The 20311-nt window shown below is 37.9% G+C and carries 19 protein-coding genes; 11 read left to right on the forward strand and 8 right to left on the reverse strand.

Going from position 1 to position 20311, the window contains the following annotated elements; translation table 11 throughout:
- The first annotated feature begins 3 nt into the window (after positions 1 to 3).
- From B3H30_RS22190 to B3H30_RS22205, 4 genes are all read left to right on the forward strand, one after another.
- A complete protein-coding gene (locus B3H30_RS22190) occupies positions 4 to 1452 on the forward strand; it encodes a RagB/SusD family nutrient uptake outer membrane protein (RefSeq protein WP_070569390.1) in 1449 nt (482 codons plus the stop codon).
- A 76-nt stretch (positions 1453 to 1528) separates the two neighbouring features.
- Positions 1529 to 2719, forward strand: a complete 1191-nt coding sequence (locus B3H30_RS22195) for a thioredoxin family protein (RefSeq protein WP_070569393.1) — start codon at positions 1529 to 1531, stop codon at positions 2717 to 2719.
- Positions 2720 to 2727: 8 nt separating this feature from the next.
- Positions 2728 to 3195 (forward strand): DUF4369 domain-containing protein, encoded by a 468-nt coding sequence (locus B3H30_RS22200; RefSeq protein WP_070569396.1) that lies wholly within the window; start codon positions 2728 to 2730, stop codon positions 3193 to 3195.
- Positions 3196 to 3321: 126 nt separating this feature from the next.
- Entirely contained in the window at positions 3322 to 3876 is a 555-nt protein-coding gene (locus B3H30_RS22205; RefSeq protein WP_286710317.1) for a peroxiredoxin family protein, read from the forward strand.
- A gap of 359 nt (positions 3877 to 4235) precedes the next feature.
- Here the strand turns inward: B3H30_RS22205 and B3H30_RS22210 are convergent, their stop codons facing one another.
- The 7 genes from B3H30_RS22210 to B3H30_RS22240 form a co-directional block, all read right to left on the reverse strand.
- The gene (locus tag B3H30_RS22210) at positions 4236 to 4769 is read right to left on the reverse strand and encodes an NADPH-dependent FMN reductase (RefSeq protein ID WP_070569402.1); all 534 of its coding nucleotides are present in this window, start codon (positions 4767 to 4769) and stop codon (positions 4236 to 4238) included.
- Between the two features lie 126 nt (positions 4770 to 4895).
- Complete coding sequence (locus B3H30_RS22215) at positions 4896 to 5660, reverse strand: tetratricopeptide repeat protein (RefSeq protein ID WP_083296092.1); 765 nt, start codon at positions 5658 to 5660, stop codon at positions 4896 to 4898.
- A gap of 85 nt (positions 5661 to 5745) precedes the next feature.
- Complete coding sequence (locus B3H30_RS22220) at positions 5746 to 5988, reverse strand: hypothetical protein (protein ID WP_083296093.1); 243 nt, start codon at positions 5986 to 5988, stop codon at positions 5746 to 5748.
- Positions 5989 to 6018: 30 nt separating this feature from the next.
- Positions 6019 to 6558, reverse strand: coding sequence for a GNAT family N-acetyltransferase (locus B3H30_RS22225; RefSeq protein ID WP_286834856.1), 540 nt, complete (start codon positions 6556 to 6558; stop codon positions 6019 to 6021).
- 110 nt (positions 6559 to 6668) lie between these two features.
- The gene (locus B3H30_RS22230) at positions 6669 to 7196 is read right to left on the reverse strand and encodes an NUDIX domain-containing protein (RefSeq protein ID WP_070569408.1); all 528 of its coding nucleotides are present in this window, start codon (positions 7194 to 7196) and stop codon (positions 6669 to 6671) included.
- 20 nt (positions 7197 to 7216) lie between these two features.
- Positions 7217 to 7615 (reverse strand): hypothetical protein, encoded by a 399-nt coding sequence (locus B3H30_RS22235; protein WP_070569411.1) that lies wholly within the window; start codon positions 7613 to 7615, stop codon positions 7217 to 7219.
- A 201-nt stretch (positions 7616 to 7816) separates the two neighbouring features.
- A complete protein-coding gene (locus B3H30_RS22240; RefSeq protein WP_070569414.1) occupies positions 7817 to 8467 on the reverse strand; it encodes a hypothetical protein in 651 nt (216 codons plus the stop codon).
- A 337-nt stretch (positions 8468 to 8804) separates the two neighbouring features.
- Between B3H30_RS22240 and B3H30_RS22245 the strand changes: the two genes are divergently transcribed.
- From B3H30_RS22245 to B3H30_RS22270, 6 genes are all read left to right on the forward strand, one after another.
- A complete protein-coding gene (locus B3H30_RS22245; protein WP_070569417.1) occupies positions 8805 to 10310 on the forward strand; it encodes a sensor histidine kinase in 1506 nt (501 codons plus the stop codon).
- An 87-nt stretch (positions 10311 to 10397) separates the two neighbouring features.
- Entirely contained in the window at positions 10398 to 11894 is a 1497-nt protein-coding gene (locus B3H30_RS22250; RefSeq protein ID WP_070569420.1) for a TlpA family protein disulfide reductase, read from the forward strand.
- 5 nt (positions 11895 to 11899) lie between these two features.
- Positions 11900 to 12577, forward strand: a complete 678-nt coding sequence (locus tag B3H30_RS22255) for a LytR/AlgR family response regulator transcription factor (RefSeq protein WP_070569424.1) — start codon at positions 11900 to 11902, stop codon at positions 12575 to 12577.
- 263 nt (positions 12578 to 12840) lie between these two features.
- Positions 12841 to 13554, forward strand: coding sequence for an RNA ligase family protein (locus tag B3H30_RS22260; protein WP_286834857.1), 714 nt, complete (start codon positions 12841 to 12843; stop codon positions 13552 to 13554).
- Complete coding sequence (locus B3H30_RS22265) at positions 13497 to 14648, forward strand: AAA family ATPase (protein ID WP_286834858.1); 1152 nt, start codon at positions 13497 to 13499, stop codon at positions 14646 to 14648. The genes B3H30_RS22260 and B3H30_RS22265 overlap by 58 nt, the downstream gene beginning before the upstream one ends.
- A gap of 394 nt (positions 14649 to 15042) precedes the next feature.
- Positions 15043 to 15630, forward strand: coding sequence for a Crp/Fnr family transcriptional regulator (locus B3H30_RS22270; RefSeq protein ID WP_254667763.1), 588 nt, complete (start codon positions 15043 to 15045; stop codon positions 15628 to 15630).
- A gap of 18 nt (positions 15631 to 15648) precedes the next feature.
- Here the strand turns inward: B3H30_RS22270 and B3H30_RS22275 are convergent, their stop codons facing one another.
- Positions 15649 to 16134: a hypothetical protein gene (locus B3H30_RS22275; protein ID WP_070569433.1), complete on the reverse strand. Its 486-nt coding sequence runs from the start codon at positions 16132 to 16134 to the stop codon at positions 15649 to 15651.
- Between the two features lie 1029 nt (positions 16135 to 17163).
- Here B3H30_RS22275 and B3H30_RS22280 point away from each other — a divergent pair.
- A complete protein-coding gene (locus B3H30_RS22280; protein WP_070569436.1) occupies positions 17164 to 20304 on the forward strand; it encodes a SusC/RagA family TonB-linked outer membrane protein in 3141 nt (1046 codons plus the stop codon).
- Positions 20305 to 20311: the final 7 nt, after the last annotated feature.

A 20311-nucleotide genomic window follows, 5' to 3' on the forward strand; every position in this document is an offset into this window, starting at 1 on the left:
ATCATGAGAAAAATATATATAGGATTGCTATTCGGTTTATTGACATTGAATAGCTGTAACAAATACTTGGATATTAAACCAAAAGGTTTTACAATTCCAGAGAATCTGAATGATTACAAATTGCTTCTAAACGATCAATCTTTAGTAAGGGCTTCCGCTGTTTATCCGAACTATTTAGTAGATAATTTACAGTCCGGAGATCCTCAGGATGTACAATCGGCAGCAAGCTATGACTATTATGACTATGTAAAAAAACAACTCTATAGCTTTGCTCACGGTGCGATATTTGAAGATGGCCAGTATGATCCATACTGGGAATCGGCTTATAGCCACATATTCACTTACAATGTTGTTATTAACAATGTATTGGCAGCAACAGAGGGATCGGAAGCCGAAAAGAAAAGGGTTTGGGCTGAGGCTAAGGTCGGTCGTGCATTTGAATACCTTAGTCTAGTGAATATCTATGCCGCTCATTATAATCCTGCAAGTGCAACAAAAGATCTAGGGGTACCTTTGGTGCTGAAAGAGGATATCAATCAAAAATACGAACGTGTATCTGTTCAGGCGATCTATGATCAGGTAGTTAGCGATCTTAATGACGCGTTGCCAAATTTGAGTACAGTGCAGTCAAATAGATTTCAAGCAGTACGTTCCGTCGGTTTCTCTTTTCTAAGTCGGGTTTATCTCTATCAGGGAAAATACAAAGAGGCCCTTGAGAATGCAAAACAAGCACTTGCTGTGAATAAAACGCTCATTGATTATAGTTTATATACCAATAAAGACAAGACGACTTGGGGACGAGTTTGTCTTAAAACAGATAATTCGGTTCAATTTCCCGATTCCAGAACGAATATGGAGGCTGTATGGTCTCGATTGGGAACAAGTTCCCTAGGTAGCCCCAATGCCGAATTTTATGCCTCTAAAGAGCTGATAGAAACATACGCCAAAGATTTGCCAGCAGGTGCAACCGACAAACGTTATGAATTATTTTTCTGTCGCGATCAGGCTTCTTTAGGTGCTACTATTGTAAAATTTCCAGGACGGGTTCTTTTTGCTCCCTACGTCGAATTTAGCACAGGATTTAATACGCCTGAATTGTTTTTGATTGCTGCGGAAGCAGCTGTTCGGACGGGTAATACGGCGGAGGCACTAAGCTTCTTGAATACATTAAGAAATAGCCGAATAGAGAATAATAAAGCGTTAACCTCAACGGATCCAAAAATTGTTTTACAGACGGTACTTGACGAAAGACGTCGTGAAATGCCCTTTATGGCATCCGATAGGCTGATTGATTTGAAACGACTCGCTATAGCAGACAATTTTAAGAAGTCAATCCAACATCCATTGGCAGGGAAAGTTTTCGAAATGGAATCCACGGATGCCCGGATGATACTTCCGGTTCCCCCAAAGGTACTTTCGTTGAATCCGGGAATTCCCCAATACGAACGCTAAAAAATTAGATGTAGACCACTCATTCCTAATCAATTTCTATCAACATGGAAATTGATTAGGTTCTTAATAAAAAAATATGAAAAAGATACTATTGACAGCACTGGCTTTTACACAGTCGATGCTATTGCTCGCACAAGAACATATACAGTTTCAGAAGATCACTTTTGGCCAGGCAAAGGAATTGGCCAAGCAAGAAAATAAACTGATTTTCCTGGATGGATTTACCTCCTGGTGCGCTCCCTGTAAATGGATGGAAGGAAATGTGTTTTCACAACCTGAAGTCGCTCGTTATTTTAATAGCAGGTTTATCAATACTAAATTTGACTGCGAGATAGGAGAGGGTGTAGACATTGCTAAATTATACCAAATCAGAAGTTTTCCCACGTATTTATTTTTAGATGGGCAGGGGACATTGATCTATAGAACCCAGTCTCGCATGGAAGCTGATTTGTTCCTGAAACAGGCAGAGCAAGCTAATGATCCCAATTTTCAAATCCCCAACTTGCGTAAATCGTACGATTTGGGTATGCGGGAGTCTAATTTTCTAATCCGCTATATTAAAGTGATGGAGCAAACCGATAGTCAAGCAGCAAATGCAGCGAAAAAGGCATTGGACAGCGTGGCTACCGATAAATTTTTGAGGAGCCCAAACGGATGGGAAACCATAAAAATGATGGCACAAAGCCTGGATGATCGTTACGGAAAATTTTTTGAGTCGAACAAATCTTATTTTAAAAGCATAGCAGTGCCGGCGGATTTTGCGAAAAAAGAGGCACAGCTGCTACGTTATGCCATGTATGGCTATATTAGAGATCATAAAGTAGATGAGTTTAATGCTGGCCTAGCCTATTTTGAAGGCCTAAAAGATCAAGAACAAAAAATAGAAGCTGCACTGTATAAAGTAGAATGGACCGCTGCACATGGTACCCATAAGGAGTTTGTTACCCTCACGAATGTCTTAAGAAAAGGCCTGCTCAAAAATGAGGACGAGAGATTGAGCTTTATTGCCCGCCGCAATGCCAATGCAAAAGGAAATATTGCAAATCCAGTTATCCTAAAACAATGCTATGTGCTGGCCAAACAGGCAGTCGAATTGAATCCCTCAAGTTATTCCAATCAAGGAACATTGGCCGATATTTGTATCGCATTGAAAAAAAAGAAAGAAGCTGTTCAAGCTGCAGAAGCTGCGCGTGGATTGGCGGAACTGGAAACTTCAAAAATTATTAAACTGGCCGATGCTCTTGTGGCACGTGCTAAAGCACTGTAATAGTCAATATGAAAAAAATAGCTACATCCATATTCTTGGTTTTAAGTTGTCTTGGGACAGTATCGGCTCAAGGTCAGCGTTTTCAATTAACAATAAAGGGAAAACAATTTCCCGCAAAATCTAAAGCATTTGTTCGCTACATCGTGGACAGAAAATTGACAATTGACTCTATTAATTTTGGATCCAATGATGTGATCTATAAGGGGGAAATTATGGAACCAACGCAAGTCATGTTATTTTATTCCAAAGATGGAGCTTCCTTCTGGAACCGCAAAGGTGGCCCGATGGAGCGTCTTACATTTTACGTAGACCCTATGGAACCCAATACGCAAATCACTGTTCAATGTCCTTTCGAGTCTTCCTTGGTGAAAGGCGGTAAACTGCAGGTAGCCTATAAGCAGTATCAAGATTATTTAAACTCCTATGAGAAAAAGCTTATGGTTCAGCAGTCTAAAAGAGCTGATTTGTATCAGTAAAAAAATCGTGACGAGAATGCGCTCAACCAAATTGCGCAAGAAATAGACAAGATCGAAACAGAACGTAAGAAGGCGCAGCGAAATTTTATCGTCAATAATCCAGACAATTACTTCAGTTTGTTGGCCTTGCAGGAAGTTGCCAGCTACGATGATAATGTAGTTACCACCGAACCTTTGTTTTTCAATTTGTCATCGAGATTAAGGCAAACAGCTATCGGAAAAAAATTGAATGCAGATATTCAACTAGCAAAAAAACTAGGAATTGGACAGCCAGCTTTAGATTTTGCACAGGTAACTCCCGAAGGTAAGGAGCTAAAACTTTCAGATTTTAAAGGTAAATACCTACTTCTGGATTTTTGGGCATCATGGTGCGGTCCCTGTCGTGCAGAGAATCCTAATCTAGTGAAAGCTTATCAAAAATTTAAAGGATCAAAATTTGAAATACTGGGTGTTTCACTCTATAAACCAGGAAAGAAAGATAACTGGCTGAAAGCGATTGAACAAGATGGATTAACCTGGCCTCAGGTGTCGGATCTGAATGGTTGGCAAAATCAAGCCGCTCAATTGTACGGTATTCAGGCTATCCCGCAAAATTACCTCATCTCTCCAGAAGGTAAGATTGTTGGAATTAACTTAAAAGGAGTAAAGTTGATAGAGAAACTCGAAGAGTTACTTAAATAAATTTTAAGGAGGGGTGATTCACCCCTCCTTAATTATGAACCTTTAATAGCTGCTATCCCTACGGGGTCCGTTTTATATTATAGTGCCGCTCTTTGGGGAGCTAGGGTAACGGCTTGCAGCTTATTCGCAATTTCTTTGGTGTTTCTCTGCTATTCCGGTGCTGTTTCTTCGGTGTTTCTTTGCTGTTTTTTCGCTTCTTCTTTGCTATTTCTTTGTCGTTTTATTGGTGTTTCTTTGCCTGAAAAACAAAGAAAAGGTAAGCAAAAGGTCAATAATATGCAAAGCAGTATGTACTCAGTACATCGGCATAAGTTATGCAGAATGCACGAAAAGGCAAATAGATTTTTAGCGGGATATCACTAGGAAGAAATCTGTTCCTTAAAGTCCGCTATTTTTTCCCTCAGACTATTGAGGTGTTCCGGACTGATTACGCCATTATCCTGATCAAAATTTTCGTAAAATTTGGGAAGCGAGAATGTTTCTTTAATGATAGCGCCAAACTGCGGAAAGAATTTCTGCGCTTCGGCCATCACATTTCCACCACCATAACCACCTGGTGAAGTTGTCATAAGCAACATGGGTTTATCTTGGAAAACTTTGACATTTATTCTAGATGCCCAGTCGAATACATTTTTAAACGCTACGCTATAGGAGCGATTATTCTCTGCGAGGGAGCAAATGATCATGTCACTCGAGGCTATATGATCTAGGAAAAGCTGCGCTTCCTGTGGGAACCCATTTTTTTCTAAGTCTACAGAAAAAACAGGCATGTTATAGTCATTCAGGTCGATCAAATTAATTTCGTGCCCCTCGAAGCTTTTAAGTACAAATTTGACCAATTGTTTGTTAATCGATGTGGAAGAATTACTCCCAGCGAATGCAAATATTTTCATGTTTTATCCTTTATGAATATCAGTTGCTTAAATTTAATCAATTTTTCACGAAAATAAATTTTCATTTTTTGGAATAGATTTTGAACAAATCGCTATATCAATTTGGCTATTTATGATACTGAAGGTTTAATCATATTGTTTACGAAAAAAATTGTTTGTGCTGTCTATTTTTAGGGGATTCTTCAAAAACCAATTTGAAAAAAGTGTCCATTTCTCTTCATTGTTTTCTAGCCATTTTTCGAAAGCATCTTCGTCGCCTTTCATTAATATCCAATGATTGTAAGACTCGCCGTAACCTAGATCGATGATCTTTTTTTGATAACTGAAGAGGACATTTGGAAATATTTTGTTGTGTTTACTGCTGAAGTAGTTGTTTATGAAGTTAGTTCTTATAGTGTCTAATGTATTGATATCTATAGATTTTAAACCAAGTATTGACATCGCTAATGTTGTCTCATAAATTCCTACTCCAAAAGGCAGTTTTATTTGACTGGAATCTGCTGCTTTTGCATTGACAAATGCGTTTTTACTAAAGCTAACGGAAAGCGCTGTGTCACTTTTCAATTTTATCTGCGTTTTGTATTGATCATAAAGAAGCTCACTTATTTCAGCTGTTCTTTTGGTGTTTCGTTCTAAATTCATAAATATCTCACCGTAAATCATTCCCCAAACCTTTTCATCGGAAATACAAAATATCTTTGATGCCCAATAATAATTTGAAGAAAATTCCGGATCCACCTCTATGCCCTTTTCATAATAACCTAATGCATCTTCTAAATTTCCTTTGACACGTTGGATGGCTCTCATTTCCAAATAAAGATGACCTGATTTGGGAAATATTTTTAATCCACTCTCGTAAGTACCTACAGCTTTATCACTTTCGCCAAGCATATCGTATGCATTTCCCAATAATTGATATACTCTGTCATTGGTAATCTTTTCACTTTTAATACTTTCTAAGTACTTAATCGTCTTTTTATAGTCTTTTTTTTAAATAATAGGCGTAGCCGAGCTCATAGGGGTACGTGATACTATTCGGATCGAGATTTTGAGCTTCTTTCAATAATAGGATACTCTCATCTACCTTTCCATCGTCCATGAGTTGGATGGCTTCCTTTCCTTTTGAAGAAGCTTTTTCCCGATTTGTTTCTTGACCATAGGTGATTTGTCCAGTGAGAAATAAAAAAACGACGGCAATATATCCAATTTTGTTTTTCATTTTTTTAGCAGATTAAATGATTGATTTTTATTAAAAAGATAGATCCGTTCTAAAAATAGCATACAATGGAATATCATAATACCGGCCATCTTTCTTTAAATGTTGTTTTAGCAGGGCTTCTTTTTTCATGCCTATTTTTTCCATGACTTTTCCAGAGGCTGGATTATGTGGGAAGTAGGTCGCAAAGATTTTATTGAAGTTTAGTTCTTTAAAACCAAACTCAATGATTGCTTTTGCGGCTTCCGTGACATAACCATTATTCCAGTAAGGAATAGCGATCCAGTATCCCAACTCGGCCTTATCCGAGCCTTCATCCTGCAGACCAATAGCTCCGATCAGCTTTTTATCTTTATTTCGAATAGCAAAAGTGAAGCCTTTACGATTGGCAAACGCTTCCTCGGCTAATTTAAGCCAATATTCAGCATCTTCTTTTCGGTATGGGTAGGGAATATTTGAGGTAAAGTCCGAATAAACCTTGTCTTGCAGATAGTCTACAATCTGTGGAATATCAGTCGTGTCAATGGCGTTGAGAATAAGTCGTTCTGTAACTAATTGTGGGAAATCTTTCATTTGATTAAGTCTTCAATATGGCTAAAATGAAATTATGGGTTACTTAGTTTTATAAATGTAGGGAAGTTTTATGGGATTCTTTTCTTTATATTTTTTCGGGTGTAATAGGTCTAAATTCCGGTAACAGTGATTAAGATCAATGTTATCAATAAGGCTATATATAGATTGAAGAATATATGGACCAGTGTAAAGCCGATGAGTCCAATCAGGATTTCTAAAAAAGCTTCCTTTATGCGGGACGGAGGATTTGAATCTTCAAGGTATTTGGTATACTCGTCTACAATTGGTCGATCACTATCGGTCCAGTCAAAATGTAATAATTCTGCGGGGGAAACCCATAATGCTTGAACATATTTTTGAAAGGCAACTTCGCCAGAACAAAAGGTGCAGAGAATAGGATAGAGACAAGGTGCTGGACTTGTATAGTCTTGTTGCGTCATCTTTAACGGCCTTCCGACAAGAATATCTATATTAAGCTCTTCCCTGATTTTGAGCGACAAATTTGCTTTCATTGATTGGTGGGACTCGGTAATGCGACCAGGAAATTCCCACTTTAAGGCATGCGTCACCGATGCCGGACGCTGACAAATGAGTATCTTATCGTCCTCCCTTATAATCGCACAAGTCAAATAATGCATAACGGTTTAAAGAATAGGTGTTAGGAGCCAGGTTCTTTACTTTCAATTTGATGACTCTCTAACAGCTCGATACGGCCTTCGATAATCAGCAAATAAAAGTTTTCAAAGCAATCCTGATAGATCTTTTGCTCCAATGATTTTATTTCCTCAAAGAGACGTTCTTTCGAGACCGCAGGGTAACAAAGCTCATTTTTTGATGATACTCTCGTTTCTTGGCAAGGCGTATCGTGAAGCTGTTTGTACAGGTCGCCTAAATCTGAAATGTCTTCACTACGGTGGTAGGAGGGATGAAACCATACCCAAAAGTCTTCTTGATTTTTATAGGGATGCGGTAATAATTGAACGCACGTATTTCTGAATAGATCTCCCGGATGCTTTTTATAACGGAAATGAGTGGCTGTGGTCTTTAAACTATTCATAAAGTTAATTTGTTTGTAGGTTTACAAAAAATAATTCAAGAATAAAGATGTCATCTTAAATATAGGTATTTTTTTTAGTATTAAAAATTTACAGTTGACGTTAGCGCTAATTAGATCGCGATAGGATACAGAATACCACAGTCACAAAGCTGCACTCGAGCTGTTCCGCTAAAAAATGTAAATCGTATTCATTTTATGTTATCATCCCCAGAGCATTTTGATGAGAACGGATATTGTGAATACGAATAATCCGATATAGAATATATTTGTCCCATGTTTTCTGTCATGATCCGAATAGGAAAATATCCGTTCGCCATTCGGTAGGCTCTTTTTGGAACTAAACAGCATATACCCGATTGCAATTCCTAAAAGTCCACCTAGAAGGGCGGAAATATAGCCAAAAATAATCCAATACTTCTGCTGCGGTTCCGGTTCCCGTAGTTGCATGAGTCGCTCCTTCTTCAAAAGATCAAGCTTTTCCTGATCAATATCTTTCCCTCTTTTTAATAAAATTTCTCTAGCCAGTGCGTAGTCTAATTTGTTCCATTCATCGGATTTTTGAAGAATTTCTAAGAGCTCTTCGTCGGAAAACTGATACAGGTAATGGTCGTCTTCAACCAAAGGGAGAGACTGCATTTCCTGCTCTTCTAAAATAGATTCTGCATTTGCGAAATTGGCAGGGTCTATTTGAACCTCATATTGATATCCAACCGTGTTTCCAGAAAATGTAATATCCACGGGGGGGACATTATCTGCCAACCGCGTTGTTACACCTTTTTCCGAAAGTAGTTTATGACATTCTTGAGCTTCTTCTAAACTAGAGAACCTTTTTAACACGATATATGTATCCATGTGATCAATTATTTTTTAATACCTGTATTTATGATCATTTGACAGTCCAATGCTGTGTGCAATCTTGGCTATTTGCCGTAACACCGCAAAATAGGACGTGAATGTGTAAATAGCGGATTAATTATGTAGTGTCTTTTTTGAATAAAGTTAATAAAGCTGGTTTGATACTTTTCAGCTTAAAGATAGTAAAATCAAATTCTATTTTATAGAAACAACAATAGAATCCCAGCTATAAGATGAAGAAACATTTGATTCATCACATTTTTGGTGGTATTCGTCACATTTTTCTGTTTTATGTTTTCATTTCAATTAATATTGCCTCATCAAAACCAATAACATGAAACTGAAAGACGTAAGAAAAATAGAATTTTGGATGGCAACTGTCGTATTTGTCGCTGTTGTTTATGCTTTGCTTGTTGATACAAACAATCGGGATGATAGCGGTATGCATAACTATTTCCTTCACCAAAAAATAAGCTACTCCTATTTCTTTAACTTTTTTGTGCCAAATTTTATCATTGATTTGCTTCTATATGTGATGTTTCTCCTTTTAAATTTTGTCCTTATTCCTTCCCTCATCAACAGAAAACGGGAGCTGCTGAATTATTCATTACTAGCTGCTTTGATCTTGGTATCCGGACTGATTTTAGGTGTATGCCGGACCTATAGCCACGCCTACGAATTGAAGGATTATGACAGTATTCAAAGAAGCTATAATAGTATATTTTTTAAGGCTTTTGCGCAAGCTATTTTATTAACAATTATAATTTCTTTATACACGTGTGCGCAATATCTGATCAGCTATTTGCTTAAAAGCAAGGCAGAAAATCTGACCCTGCAAAAGCAGCTAAAAATGGATTTATCCTTTGGAATTGGTTGCTGGTTTATTGGATTGTTTTTTTTGATTACATCGCGATCCCATTCACAACTTTCGGTATTATGGACTTTGGTTGTGTTGTCTGCAGTCGGTATTGTAATCTATTCCTTATACTATTTGTTGCCAAAATTACAGGAAAAACAGAAGAAATTCCGTGATTTCTTCTGGACTATCTTTGCTATTAGCTTGATTTCAGTCCTGCCATTAAGTGTGCCGGCGCTATTTTTCTTTAATCAGACAAACGAAGTGATCTTTATCGTTGCTATGTTTCATTTACCCACGCAATTATTGGTTAGCATTCCGCTGTCCTGGTTTCTCTTTAAAAAACGTCTAATGCGTCAAAACGAAATAGCATCCCTACGTACGGAGCTCGGGCAGTCGGATGCGAATCTGACCTTTCTAAAATCTCAAATAAATCCACACTTTTTATTTAATGCCTTAAACACATTGTATGGCACGGCATTACAGGAAAAAGCCGAACGGACAGGGGAGGGAATTCAGCGATTGGGCGATATGATGCGGTTTATGCTCCATGAAAATACGCAAGATAAAATCTCGTTGACGCGTGAAATAGAATACCTGAATAATTACATCGCTTTACAGACCCTGCGGACTTCGATGTCAGACAAAATTACCATTATAACGGAAATAGAGGAGCAGTTTGAAAATTATCAAATTACCCCTATGTTGCTGATCCCTTTCGTCGAGAACGCATTTAAGCATGGTATAAGCCTTCAGAAATCGTCTTATATTAAAATATCTTTGCAAGTGCGAGACCAGGTTTTGTTTTTCGATGTGAGTAATAGCATTAATCCGAAAAGTGATCGTGATCCCGAAAAACTAAAAAGTGGTGTCGGTTTGGAGAATGTACGCCAACGTCTTTCATTGCTATATCGAGATCGACATGAACTGATGATACGTGAAAATGCCAATGAATTTTTTATCCATTTAACTTTACATATTTAAAGATCGCTAGTGTTATTTAAATCTAACTAGTTCCACTATCTTTTAATCAATTATTCACCTGATTTATTGGTTCCTTAATTAATAGCAATGAAAAAAATACTTGTTTTTTTGCTTATGACCTTGTATTGTCTAAGCAGTCATGCTCAATTTAAATTGAGCGGTAAGATTTGGAATTATGATCCAAACAAGGCCTTGGAAATTAATATTCCTCTTGTTTTTGGTTTTTATAAAGAAAATTCGCAACAGATAACCGTTGCCAGCGATGGCACATTTGAGGTCGCACTGCCAATAACAGCTCGAAAATCCGCGACTCTAAATTACAGCAGTGTATTTCAAACCTTGTTATTAAGCCCCGGTAAAGATCTTATCCTGAATTTAACCGACACTACGATCGTATTTACAGACGGTAGTGCTTTGACAGAAAACAAAATTATACAGCAAATAAAACACGATGAAGTGCCTTTTTTTATGAAGGCCCCGAACGTAAATAATCTTGCTCAATGCTCTTTGGCTCAGTTGAGACAGCAAGTTTTAATTCCCTGTTTAGCGGATTGCAATCAAATCAATAAAGTGATCCAAACTAGTCCATTGTCTTCCTCACTAAAAAACTATATACGTACTGAGTTTTACGCGCAACGGATGAACCATCTGAACGATTTTGCCCGTATCGCTGAATTGCCAAAGTCTACCGCAGATAGTTTGGTTCTAGAGCTGTTTGGAAAAGCACTTATTAATTTACAGGACGACTTTGGAGGCCCTTCTTTTTATTCTTTCCTTGACAATTACCTGCGTTATTTGGAAACGAAAGCATTTGTTAAGATTCGGGCCGAGAAAATTCCGTCTAGTGAACCAATCCCTTATTTCGGGATAAGCTTAGACAGTGCAAATAGATTAATGACTATCTATAGTAAAGATTATTGGCGGTTTATCGGTGCTTTAAATAATTTCTCCAAGCCTATCGTAGAAAACTACAATTTTCAACAATTGGTCAATCTATATCATGACAAGGACTTAACGCATTTAAAAGCATTGGCAGGGGCACATTGGAAGATATTTCCAAAAGATAAGCATAAGCCGCTTGTTGAAAGCTATATTGCCGATCTTGACGCTCTTTTGGTGGCGAATAAACACAACAAACAGATTCGGTTGATTGAAGATGATCAACCTATCTCATCGATCGACGACCTGATTGCTGAATTGAAAGGAAAAGTGGTCTATTTGGATGTTTGGGGAACCTGGTGTGGTCCCTGCAAGTTTGAATTGAAGTATACACCTGAACTGAAGAAAAGATACATGGATAAAGATATTGCCTTCGTTTATTTGGATATGGATGAAGACCATCGCGATCAGGACTGGAAAGACTTTATACGCGTCAACAATTTAACCGGAATCCATTTACGTAAAAATAGGAAACAGATTGAGCCCTTTTGGAAGGAATTACTGCTAAATGCAAAAGACAAAGCCGAATATTATCCGCAATATTTTATATTTGATAAAACAGGAAAATTAGTTGTGGAAAAGGCTCTTCGACCAAGTAATGGAAAACAACTGTATGACCAAATAGATCAGATTTTAAATCAATAATTGTTATGATAGCCATCGCGATAGATGATGAACCTGTGGCACTGCAGGTTATTGAACACCATATAGCTAAAGTCCCTTTTATTGAATTAAAAAGTACATTTACGGATGCGTTTATGGCGATTGATTATCTCCAGAAGGAGCAGGTGGACCTTATCTTTTTAGATATAAAAATGCCAGATATTTCAGGAATAGAGTTTCTGCGCAGTTTGAATACTTCGCCAATGGTGATTTTTACGACGGCTTATTCCGAGCATGCGCTATTGAGTTTCGAGCTCGACGCCATCGATTACTTGCTTAAACCATTTTCTATGAGCAGGTTTTTGAAAGCCTGCAACAAGGCGAGCGAATTGTATAGCCTTCGGGCAAAAAAGCTACAGCATAACAAAGACTATCTGTTCGTCAAAGATGGTTATGAACATGTTAAAGTTGAATTCGACCGTATCCTGTATATTGAAGCATCAGGCAATTACACCCAAATACATTTGAACGATAATAAATGCGTTAGTTCTAGAATTACCATTAGCGAGCTGCTGGAACTGCTCCCGAAGGGCGAATTTGTTCGTTGTCACAGAGCATTTATCGTCGCACGAAGTAAAATGATGAAGTTCGACAAAACCCAAATTTGGGTAGCAGACAGGGTTATTCCCATTGGAACGACATACACTGAATTGAAATTATATTAATTGACGCGTTTTTTGACTAATCGAGGCTGATTAGAAAGTAGGGAAGGCGGTGTGTTGTCCAAAATCAAAGGGAGCGTATTTATGTTTTTTAAATAAATTGTATACTTTTGTAGCAACAGATCATTTGTGTTGTCAATTTTTAAAATTTAAAGTCATGTAATGCATTGTCGATATTTAGGAAGAAAGTAAACAACGGGATTTACCCGATTTGTTTACCCAATGCCTATGTCTTCAATTTTTTAGTATGGATTTAAATTTTAAAAATGGAATCAACAAAATATGGTCGTACCTATCATTTCCCATTTTCGCCAGGGACAAGCAGCGACGATCGTTTTAATCAATATTATTGGAAGGATATGCAATCTTTCCATCAACTGTTATTTACAGAAAAATTAGATGGCGAGAATAATTGCCTTTCACGGCGTGGAGTATTTGCACGATCTCATGCAGCTCCAACCACGTCGCCATGGACGGCCCAGCTTCGGGAGCATTGGTCCAGATTAAAAAACGATCTGGGTGATTTGGAGTTTTTTGGTGAAAATCTTTATGCTGTGCATTCGATCGAGTATATGCAACTTGAGCACTATTATTATGTTTTTGCTGCTCGAATTAAAAATCAGTGGCTTTCATGGGAAGAAGTTACTTTTTATGCCAGTTTATTTGATTTGCCTACTGTACCTGTTTTAAAACTCGACATGGTAAAGGATTTGACTGAGTTAGAACTTCGGCGTTTAGTCGAAAATTTGGCCATGCAGTCTTCTATATTTGGATCGGTTGATCCTAAAACTGAAGAAGCATGTACGATGGAGGGGTTAGTCTGCAGGAATGCTGATGCATATACCGTCAGCGAATTTCAGCACAATGTTTTTAAATACGTTAGAAAAGGACATGTGCAGACCGACGAACATTGGACAAAATCATGGCGAAGAGCAAAAATGATTTGGGAAAGGAGGGATTATTCATGGAATGGACAATAGCAACAAATAAGGATTGGTCGGCTTTAGCGAAACAATTTTCTTGGGTCAGGGATATGGAACAGGTACAACAGGATCCTTTACATCATGCCGAAGGGAATGTCGCGATTCATACCCAAATGGTATTACAGCAGCTGGAAGTATTGCCTGAATATCGGAATCTGGATGAACAAAAGCAGGAGCTCCTCTGGGCTTCCGCTTTATTGCATGATGTCGAGAAGAGATCGACGACAGTTGTCGCTGCCGATGGTCGTATCAGTTCACCAAATCATGCCAAAAAAGGAGCACAGACCACACGGGAGATTTTATTTCGTGATGTGGAGACCCCTTTTGCATTACGGGAGGAAATTGTCGCATTGGTACGCTATCATAGGTTGCCATTATGGTTGATGGAAAAAGCCGATCCGATGAAGAGCGCCTTGGAAGCGTCACTATGTGTCAATATGAGTCAACTTAAGTTGTTGGCCGAAGCTGATGCTAAAGGAAGGTATTGTGGCGATTTGGATAATTTGCTCTATGCATTGGATATGTTCGAACTGTATAGTAAAGAGATTGGCTGCTGGGATGGTACGCGTTCTTTTTTGTCTGAAAATGCACGATTTACATATTTTAATGGAAACGATAGTTATGTTGGTTATGTGCCTTTTGATATATTCAAATCCACGGTGACTGTACTTTCAGGTTTGCCGGGAATGGGCAAAGATTATCAGATTTTAGCAATGAATACCGACCTTCCAGTTATTAGTCTGGACGACATCAGATGCAAGTATCGCATTGATCCGACCGATAAAAAGAGAAACGGATGGGTTGTACAGGAAGCAAAAGAGCAGGCAAAAAAATACTTACGCTGCGGACAGGATTTTATCTGGAATGCCACTAATATAACTTCCCAGATGCGAAAACAATTGATCGATCTTTTTGTCAGCTATCAAGCCTACGTGAAATTGTTGTACGTTGAAAAACCCTACAAGATTTGGCGCACGCAGAATAACGATCGGGAATATCCACTGCCAGATGTTGTATTGGATAAAATGCTTCATAATTTGGAAGTTCCGCAGTTGACAGAGGCGCATGAGGTTCACTACATTACGGAATAGATGGCGCTTTTTAGCAGGAGATTGCGGCTTTGTAGATTGGTTTTACGGATTAAGTAAATAAAGTACGAAAAGTTCGAATTTTACGTTAGTATAGTAAGGTTGTTTTCTGATAAACCGTATTGGATACCATAAATGCGAATCAGCCCGCCTATTTTAATGGCGGGCTGATTTTCTGTTAGAATCCTTTTTAGGAACACTAGTCACAATGTGCTGTCATTCCTTCAATTTTGGTGTTAACATGGACATGAGGTCCTTTTCTTTGATATCGATGACATCCATTACTTGAATTTATTTTCCCAGCCTTGCTCTTCGAGCTTATTTGAAATGGTGCCGCATGTATTTTTTATGATAAAATGAATGAGTAGCTTTGTCTGTACAAAAAATTGACAGACTGTTGGAAAAACTGAAAGAACATATAAAGAAATTTGTCGCTATCGATCCGGTCGAATTAGAAGAAATATTGCATTACTTTAAGACCAAAACGGTCGCGAAAAAAGAAAATATACTGGAGGAGGGCCAAGTGTGTAGATACCATTTTTTTGTATTGAAAGGTATTCTCCGTAAATTCTTTGTTAATGAAAAGGGAGTCGAACAAACGACTGAATTTGCCATAGAAAATTGGTGGATTACGGACAATATGGCTTTCGAACATAAGCTTGTTACGTCATTTTACATTCAGGCCGTAGAGACCTCAGATTTAGTTTATATCAGTCAAGAAAATCAAGAAAAATTGGTAGCTGCATTTCCGATCATGGAGCGTTATTTTCGATTTGTCTACCAAAGGGCTTATGCTGCTGCGCAAATGCGGGTTAAATATCTATTCTCTAAATCTAAAGAAGAATTCTACCATGATATGCTCCGTAAATATCCGCAGTTTGTACAACGTGTTCCGCAATACCTGATTGCTTCGTATCTGGGATTTACGCCAGAATATTTAAGTGAAATCCGTAAAAAAAATACTTCCCTGAATCTCTTGCTATAATTTCATTGCAATTGAAGGCTAATAGCATTGGTCCGAATCTGCAATGCGAAAAGGGCTAATTTGAAATTGAAGCTTGTGTTCTTTTGCATAGTCTTGTGCTAATTTTTCGAATTTTTCCATTGCCTTTTCCTCAGAAGCAGCAAAACAGTGCAGGTTTAATTCCAAGGGTTTCTCTGAGGTGGCCGGATCGATACGCAATTGTTCAACTTCGGAGAGGACAACAGCAAAAGAAGTTTTACAGATCTCAACTTCTAAATGCGGCCCTATTAATTGAGATGATATGCTATAATAAGAATCATTATTTTGGATTTCTTCCTGAAAGGGGTCTAAATAGGTCGTAACAATAGATCGATAACCATATTTAGCATTACCAAAGAAGTGATCAATATATTCCTGTGCTTTTTCATATGTTGAGAAGACACCTTCCAGATTGGTGAATAAATCTGGATCTTCTTTTACTTCTTTTGAAACTACTGTATATACCTTAATGGGGTTGGTTGTCATATTTTGTATGCTACTGTTTGTACATTAAGTAAAAGTAAGTTTTTCTGCAAAAAAACTAATTTAGACTTTTATCTATGAGCGATTCTAAGATAAAATCCTCGTTTTAAAATAAAAAATTTCCTTTGTTAACTTGTAGCCTGTTTAGAGCAGGTGTTTGTGCTTTAAAGTTGTATATAATTTTCGTATTCTCCAAATTTTTTACTGATTGTTTTTATTTACTTTTCTAAAATAATACGAATTGCGTACACGACCCTGTCGTTGAGCCCTTTTTATGACCATCGTATCATCAAGTTCCTCCTACAAATAACTTGAGTCTATGTTGAGGCTAACTTTTTTAGTTGTTTTCAATGTGGGGGCACCTGGTTTACACGGCCTGGGTAGGGCAATGTTAGAAATAAGCTAATGAGAAGAGGTTGTATGTAGAATTGGAGATTAGTCCAACTACTTCTGACGCCGAATGATGGAGACCTGTTTTGGCTAACTCATCAGCAATACGATTTTGTTCCAAACTCCGATTCTTTCATTTGACCCGATGTAAATAATACAGGTGACTTTTGTCCCCGGCCAAGAAAAAATTCTTGATCATGTCGTTCTTGAATTTAGTAAAGTGTGTGTGGTTTCTTTTATGAAAATTTATAAATTCAATATTTGTTTTAATTTAAAAGATAATGAAATTGTACGTGTAAAAAGATATCATTTTGTGTCAAAAATATGCTTTTTTGTATCAATTTATTTTAATTTTTATTCACTTTAAAGCATATTAAGGGCTTTTTTGTTTGCCGTGTGTTGTTTTTTTTGCCTGAGGTATAACCTATTCTCTCTATTTTGTTGGAATGCCGTGATTTGTTTTTTATGGTCATTCAAACGTTTTCGTAAATAAATGGATTAAAAAGATTTGATTGTGTATTCTTAATTAATACTATTGTTTTGTGTTGATTAAATAATAACCAATTGATATTAATGGACTAAAAGGTCTTGTTTTTGGGCTTTTTATAGTTTTATTTATTAATAACCAATAAATCTTAATCTATGAGAAAATTTAATCGTTTAATTTTCGTTAGCTTTTCTTTTTTGTGTATGCTATTGCTGTCTACAGGAATTGTTTATTCACAAGGAACTGGAAAAGAACTAATGGGTACCGTCAAAACAAATGATGGTCGTTTTTTGGAAAAAGTCACCGTTTTGATGAAGGGAACTTCCATGGGTACAGTAACAGATAGTTACGGTCGCTTTAGTTTAAAATTGCAGCGTAGTACTGCTAAAGTTACTTTAACTTTTACCCATACAGGGTACTTGTCCAAAGAACTTGAGGTAGAAGTGGGTAAGAAAATAGAGATTACCCTTTCTGAATCTACAGAGAATCTAGATGAAGTTGTCGTTATTGGGTACGGAACAGCCAAGCGGAAAGATGTGACAGGTGCAATCGTTTCTGTGCAGACCGAAAAGCTTGAGAAGGAGGCGCCCAGGTCAGTTCAGGATCTCCTGCGGGGAAATGCAGCTGGATTGGTGATTGGACAGGGTAATTCAGCTAAAGGTGATGCTGATTTGCTCGTAAGGGGAAAGGGAACATTGAAAGCTGGCAGCAGTCCGCTAAATGTCGTGGACGGCGTTATTTTTGACGGAACATTTGCTGATATTAATCCCAATGACATTCAGTCAATCGATATTTTAAAAGATGCTAGTGCGACTGCTGTGTACGGTGCAAAAGCAGCCAATGGCGTTATCTTAATTACGACAAAAAGAGGTAAAAAAGGAAAACCGTCTATTACTTTCAATGGTAATTTTGGAATGGTGGAAAATGCAGGTATGCCTGCAGTGATGAATGCTGATGAGTTTTTGAAATATCGTTATGACTTTGAAGTAGGTCGTCGGACAGAGGACTATCTTAAAGCACACCCCGAAATGTTTGTGGACCCAAGACTGCTCAATGGAACCAATCAATTGGACTGGTATAATTACGATCAAAAGACGCCCGTTACAAATGTAACAGAGGATCAGCTGATCAGGTCTTGGCTTTCTCGATTAGAGCTTAAGACGCCGGAAATTGAAAATTACATGAACAATAAGATTACGGATTGGCAGGATTTGGTTTTTCAAAAGGGGATCCAGCAGGATTATGCAGTTGCTGTATCGAATAGTAATGAGGTGTCAAATTATTATTTGTCCTTGAATCATGTTGATAGAGAGGGGATTATATCTGGTAATAGATTTAGAAATTTTCGTACTAGATTAAATTTGGAAACAAAGATTACACCCTATTTAAAAGTTGGTGCTAATACTAATTTTGCGGTTCGAAATGAAGGTTTTTTACAGGCGGATTGGAAACAGTCCGCTGTGATATCTCCCTATGGATCAAATAATATCGATGATCCTACAAGTATTTATCAAAGACTTCCTACTGGAGATGTTACACCAGTAAATCCTTTTTTTGATAATCAATTTAGAGACCGAAAAGATCATTACAATACATTGAATTCCAGTTTGTACGGTGTCATTACTTTGCCCTTTGGGATAGAATTACAATCCAATTTTACGCCTTCGTTTATCTGGCACGAATATTATAACCACGATTCTTCTAAAAATCCAGAGTGGAAGGCAAAAGGGGGCAGTAGCGAACGATCATTTGAAAAAACCTATAATTGGCAGTTAGATAATGTGTTGCGTTGGAAGCGGCGATTTGATGAACATAATTTTGAAGTAACATTGCTTCAAAATGCAGAGAAAGGGCAGTATTGGCAGACCAAGGCCACAGCTTCTCAGTTTGTACCTTCTGATGTCCTGGGTTGGCATCGTCTGCAGGCGGGCACTATTCCATTGAATGAAAGTAATGATACCTACCGGACAGGGGACGCCTTGATGGCCCGCTTATTTTATTCCTTTAAAGATCGTTATATGTTGACTGCTTCTGTTCGACGTGATGGGTATTCAGCATTTGGCGCTCAAAATCCGAGAGCAACTTTTCCCGCCCTGGCTTTTGCCTGGGATTTTACGGCGGAAGAATTTATGAAAAAGACCAAATCCTGGTTAGACTATGGTAAACTGCGGCTTTCCTGGGGAAGAAACGGAAACCGCGATATTGGAATGTATGAAGCTCTTTCCGACATGACCTCTGGATTACATCCCTATATTGATGCGAGTGGAAAAGTTTATCTTTCTTCTCAGCTATACGTGAATAGAATGGCCAATTTGGGCTTAAAATGGGAGAATAAAAGTTCGTATAATGCCGGTTTGGATTTTTCAATTTTCCAAGGCCGTCTGAGTGGCGCACTAGATTTTTATACGGCGACGACGCAGGATTTATTGGTGGATCGAGCATTGCCAGAAATTATAGGGTTTAACAGTGTTGCCGCCAATCTTGGTGAGCTCTCAAATAAAGGTTTTGATATTACCTTGAATAGTAACATCATGAATAGGGGCGATTTTAGTTGGAATGCGACGGCGATCTTTATGTTGAATCGGAGAAAAATCGTGAAGTTATATGGTGATATGGTGGATGTGAAAGATAGTGAGGGAAATATCGTTGGCCAGAAGGAAGCGGACGATGTTAAAAATAGATGGTTTATTGGCCAGGATCCCGACCGGATATGGGCCTACCAACGAAATGGAATCTGGCAATTAGGGGAAGAGGAAATGGCAGCAAAATATGGTAACCAACCTGGCGATTTTAAATATATAGATCAAAATGGAGATGGGGTCTTAACGGATGCCGATCGCGTATTTCAGGGGTATACAACACCGCGTTTTCGCTGGTCGTTTCGAAATGAATTGCGCTATAAAGATTTGAGCTTCTCTTTCTTTATGTACTCCAATTGGGGGCATTTCGCAGAATTCAATAGGGCCGCAAACAATAGTAATTTTGCAGATCGCAGTACGGATTATGCGCTACCTCGTTGGACCCCCGAAAATCCGATCAATGATTATGCCCGAATTGGTTCAAAAAATAACGGGACTAACTACATCAACAAGTCTTATATTAGATTGGAAAATATCGTATTATCATATTCCATTCCTAAAATACTCTTGAATTCGTTGAAAATAAAGCAGTTACGTGTTGCTGCATCTGTGAGAAATGTAGCCTATTGGACAAAAGATTGGAGATTCGGTGATCCTGAAGCTTCAGGTGACCCAACCCCCCGTACGTATAACCTTAGTTTAAACCTTACCCTTTAATTTTTAG

Origin of the sequence: Sphingobacterium sp. UBA7038, assembly GCF_002494055.1 — a bacterium.
In the GTDB taxonomy this organism is placed as follows: Bacteria; Bacteroidota; Bacteroidia; order Sphingobacteriales; family Sphingobacteriaceae; genus Sphingobacterium; species Sphingobacterium multivorum.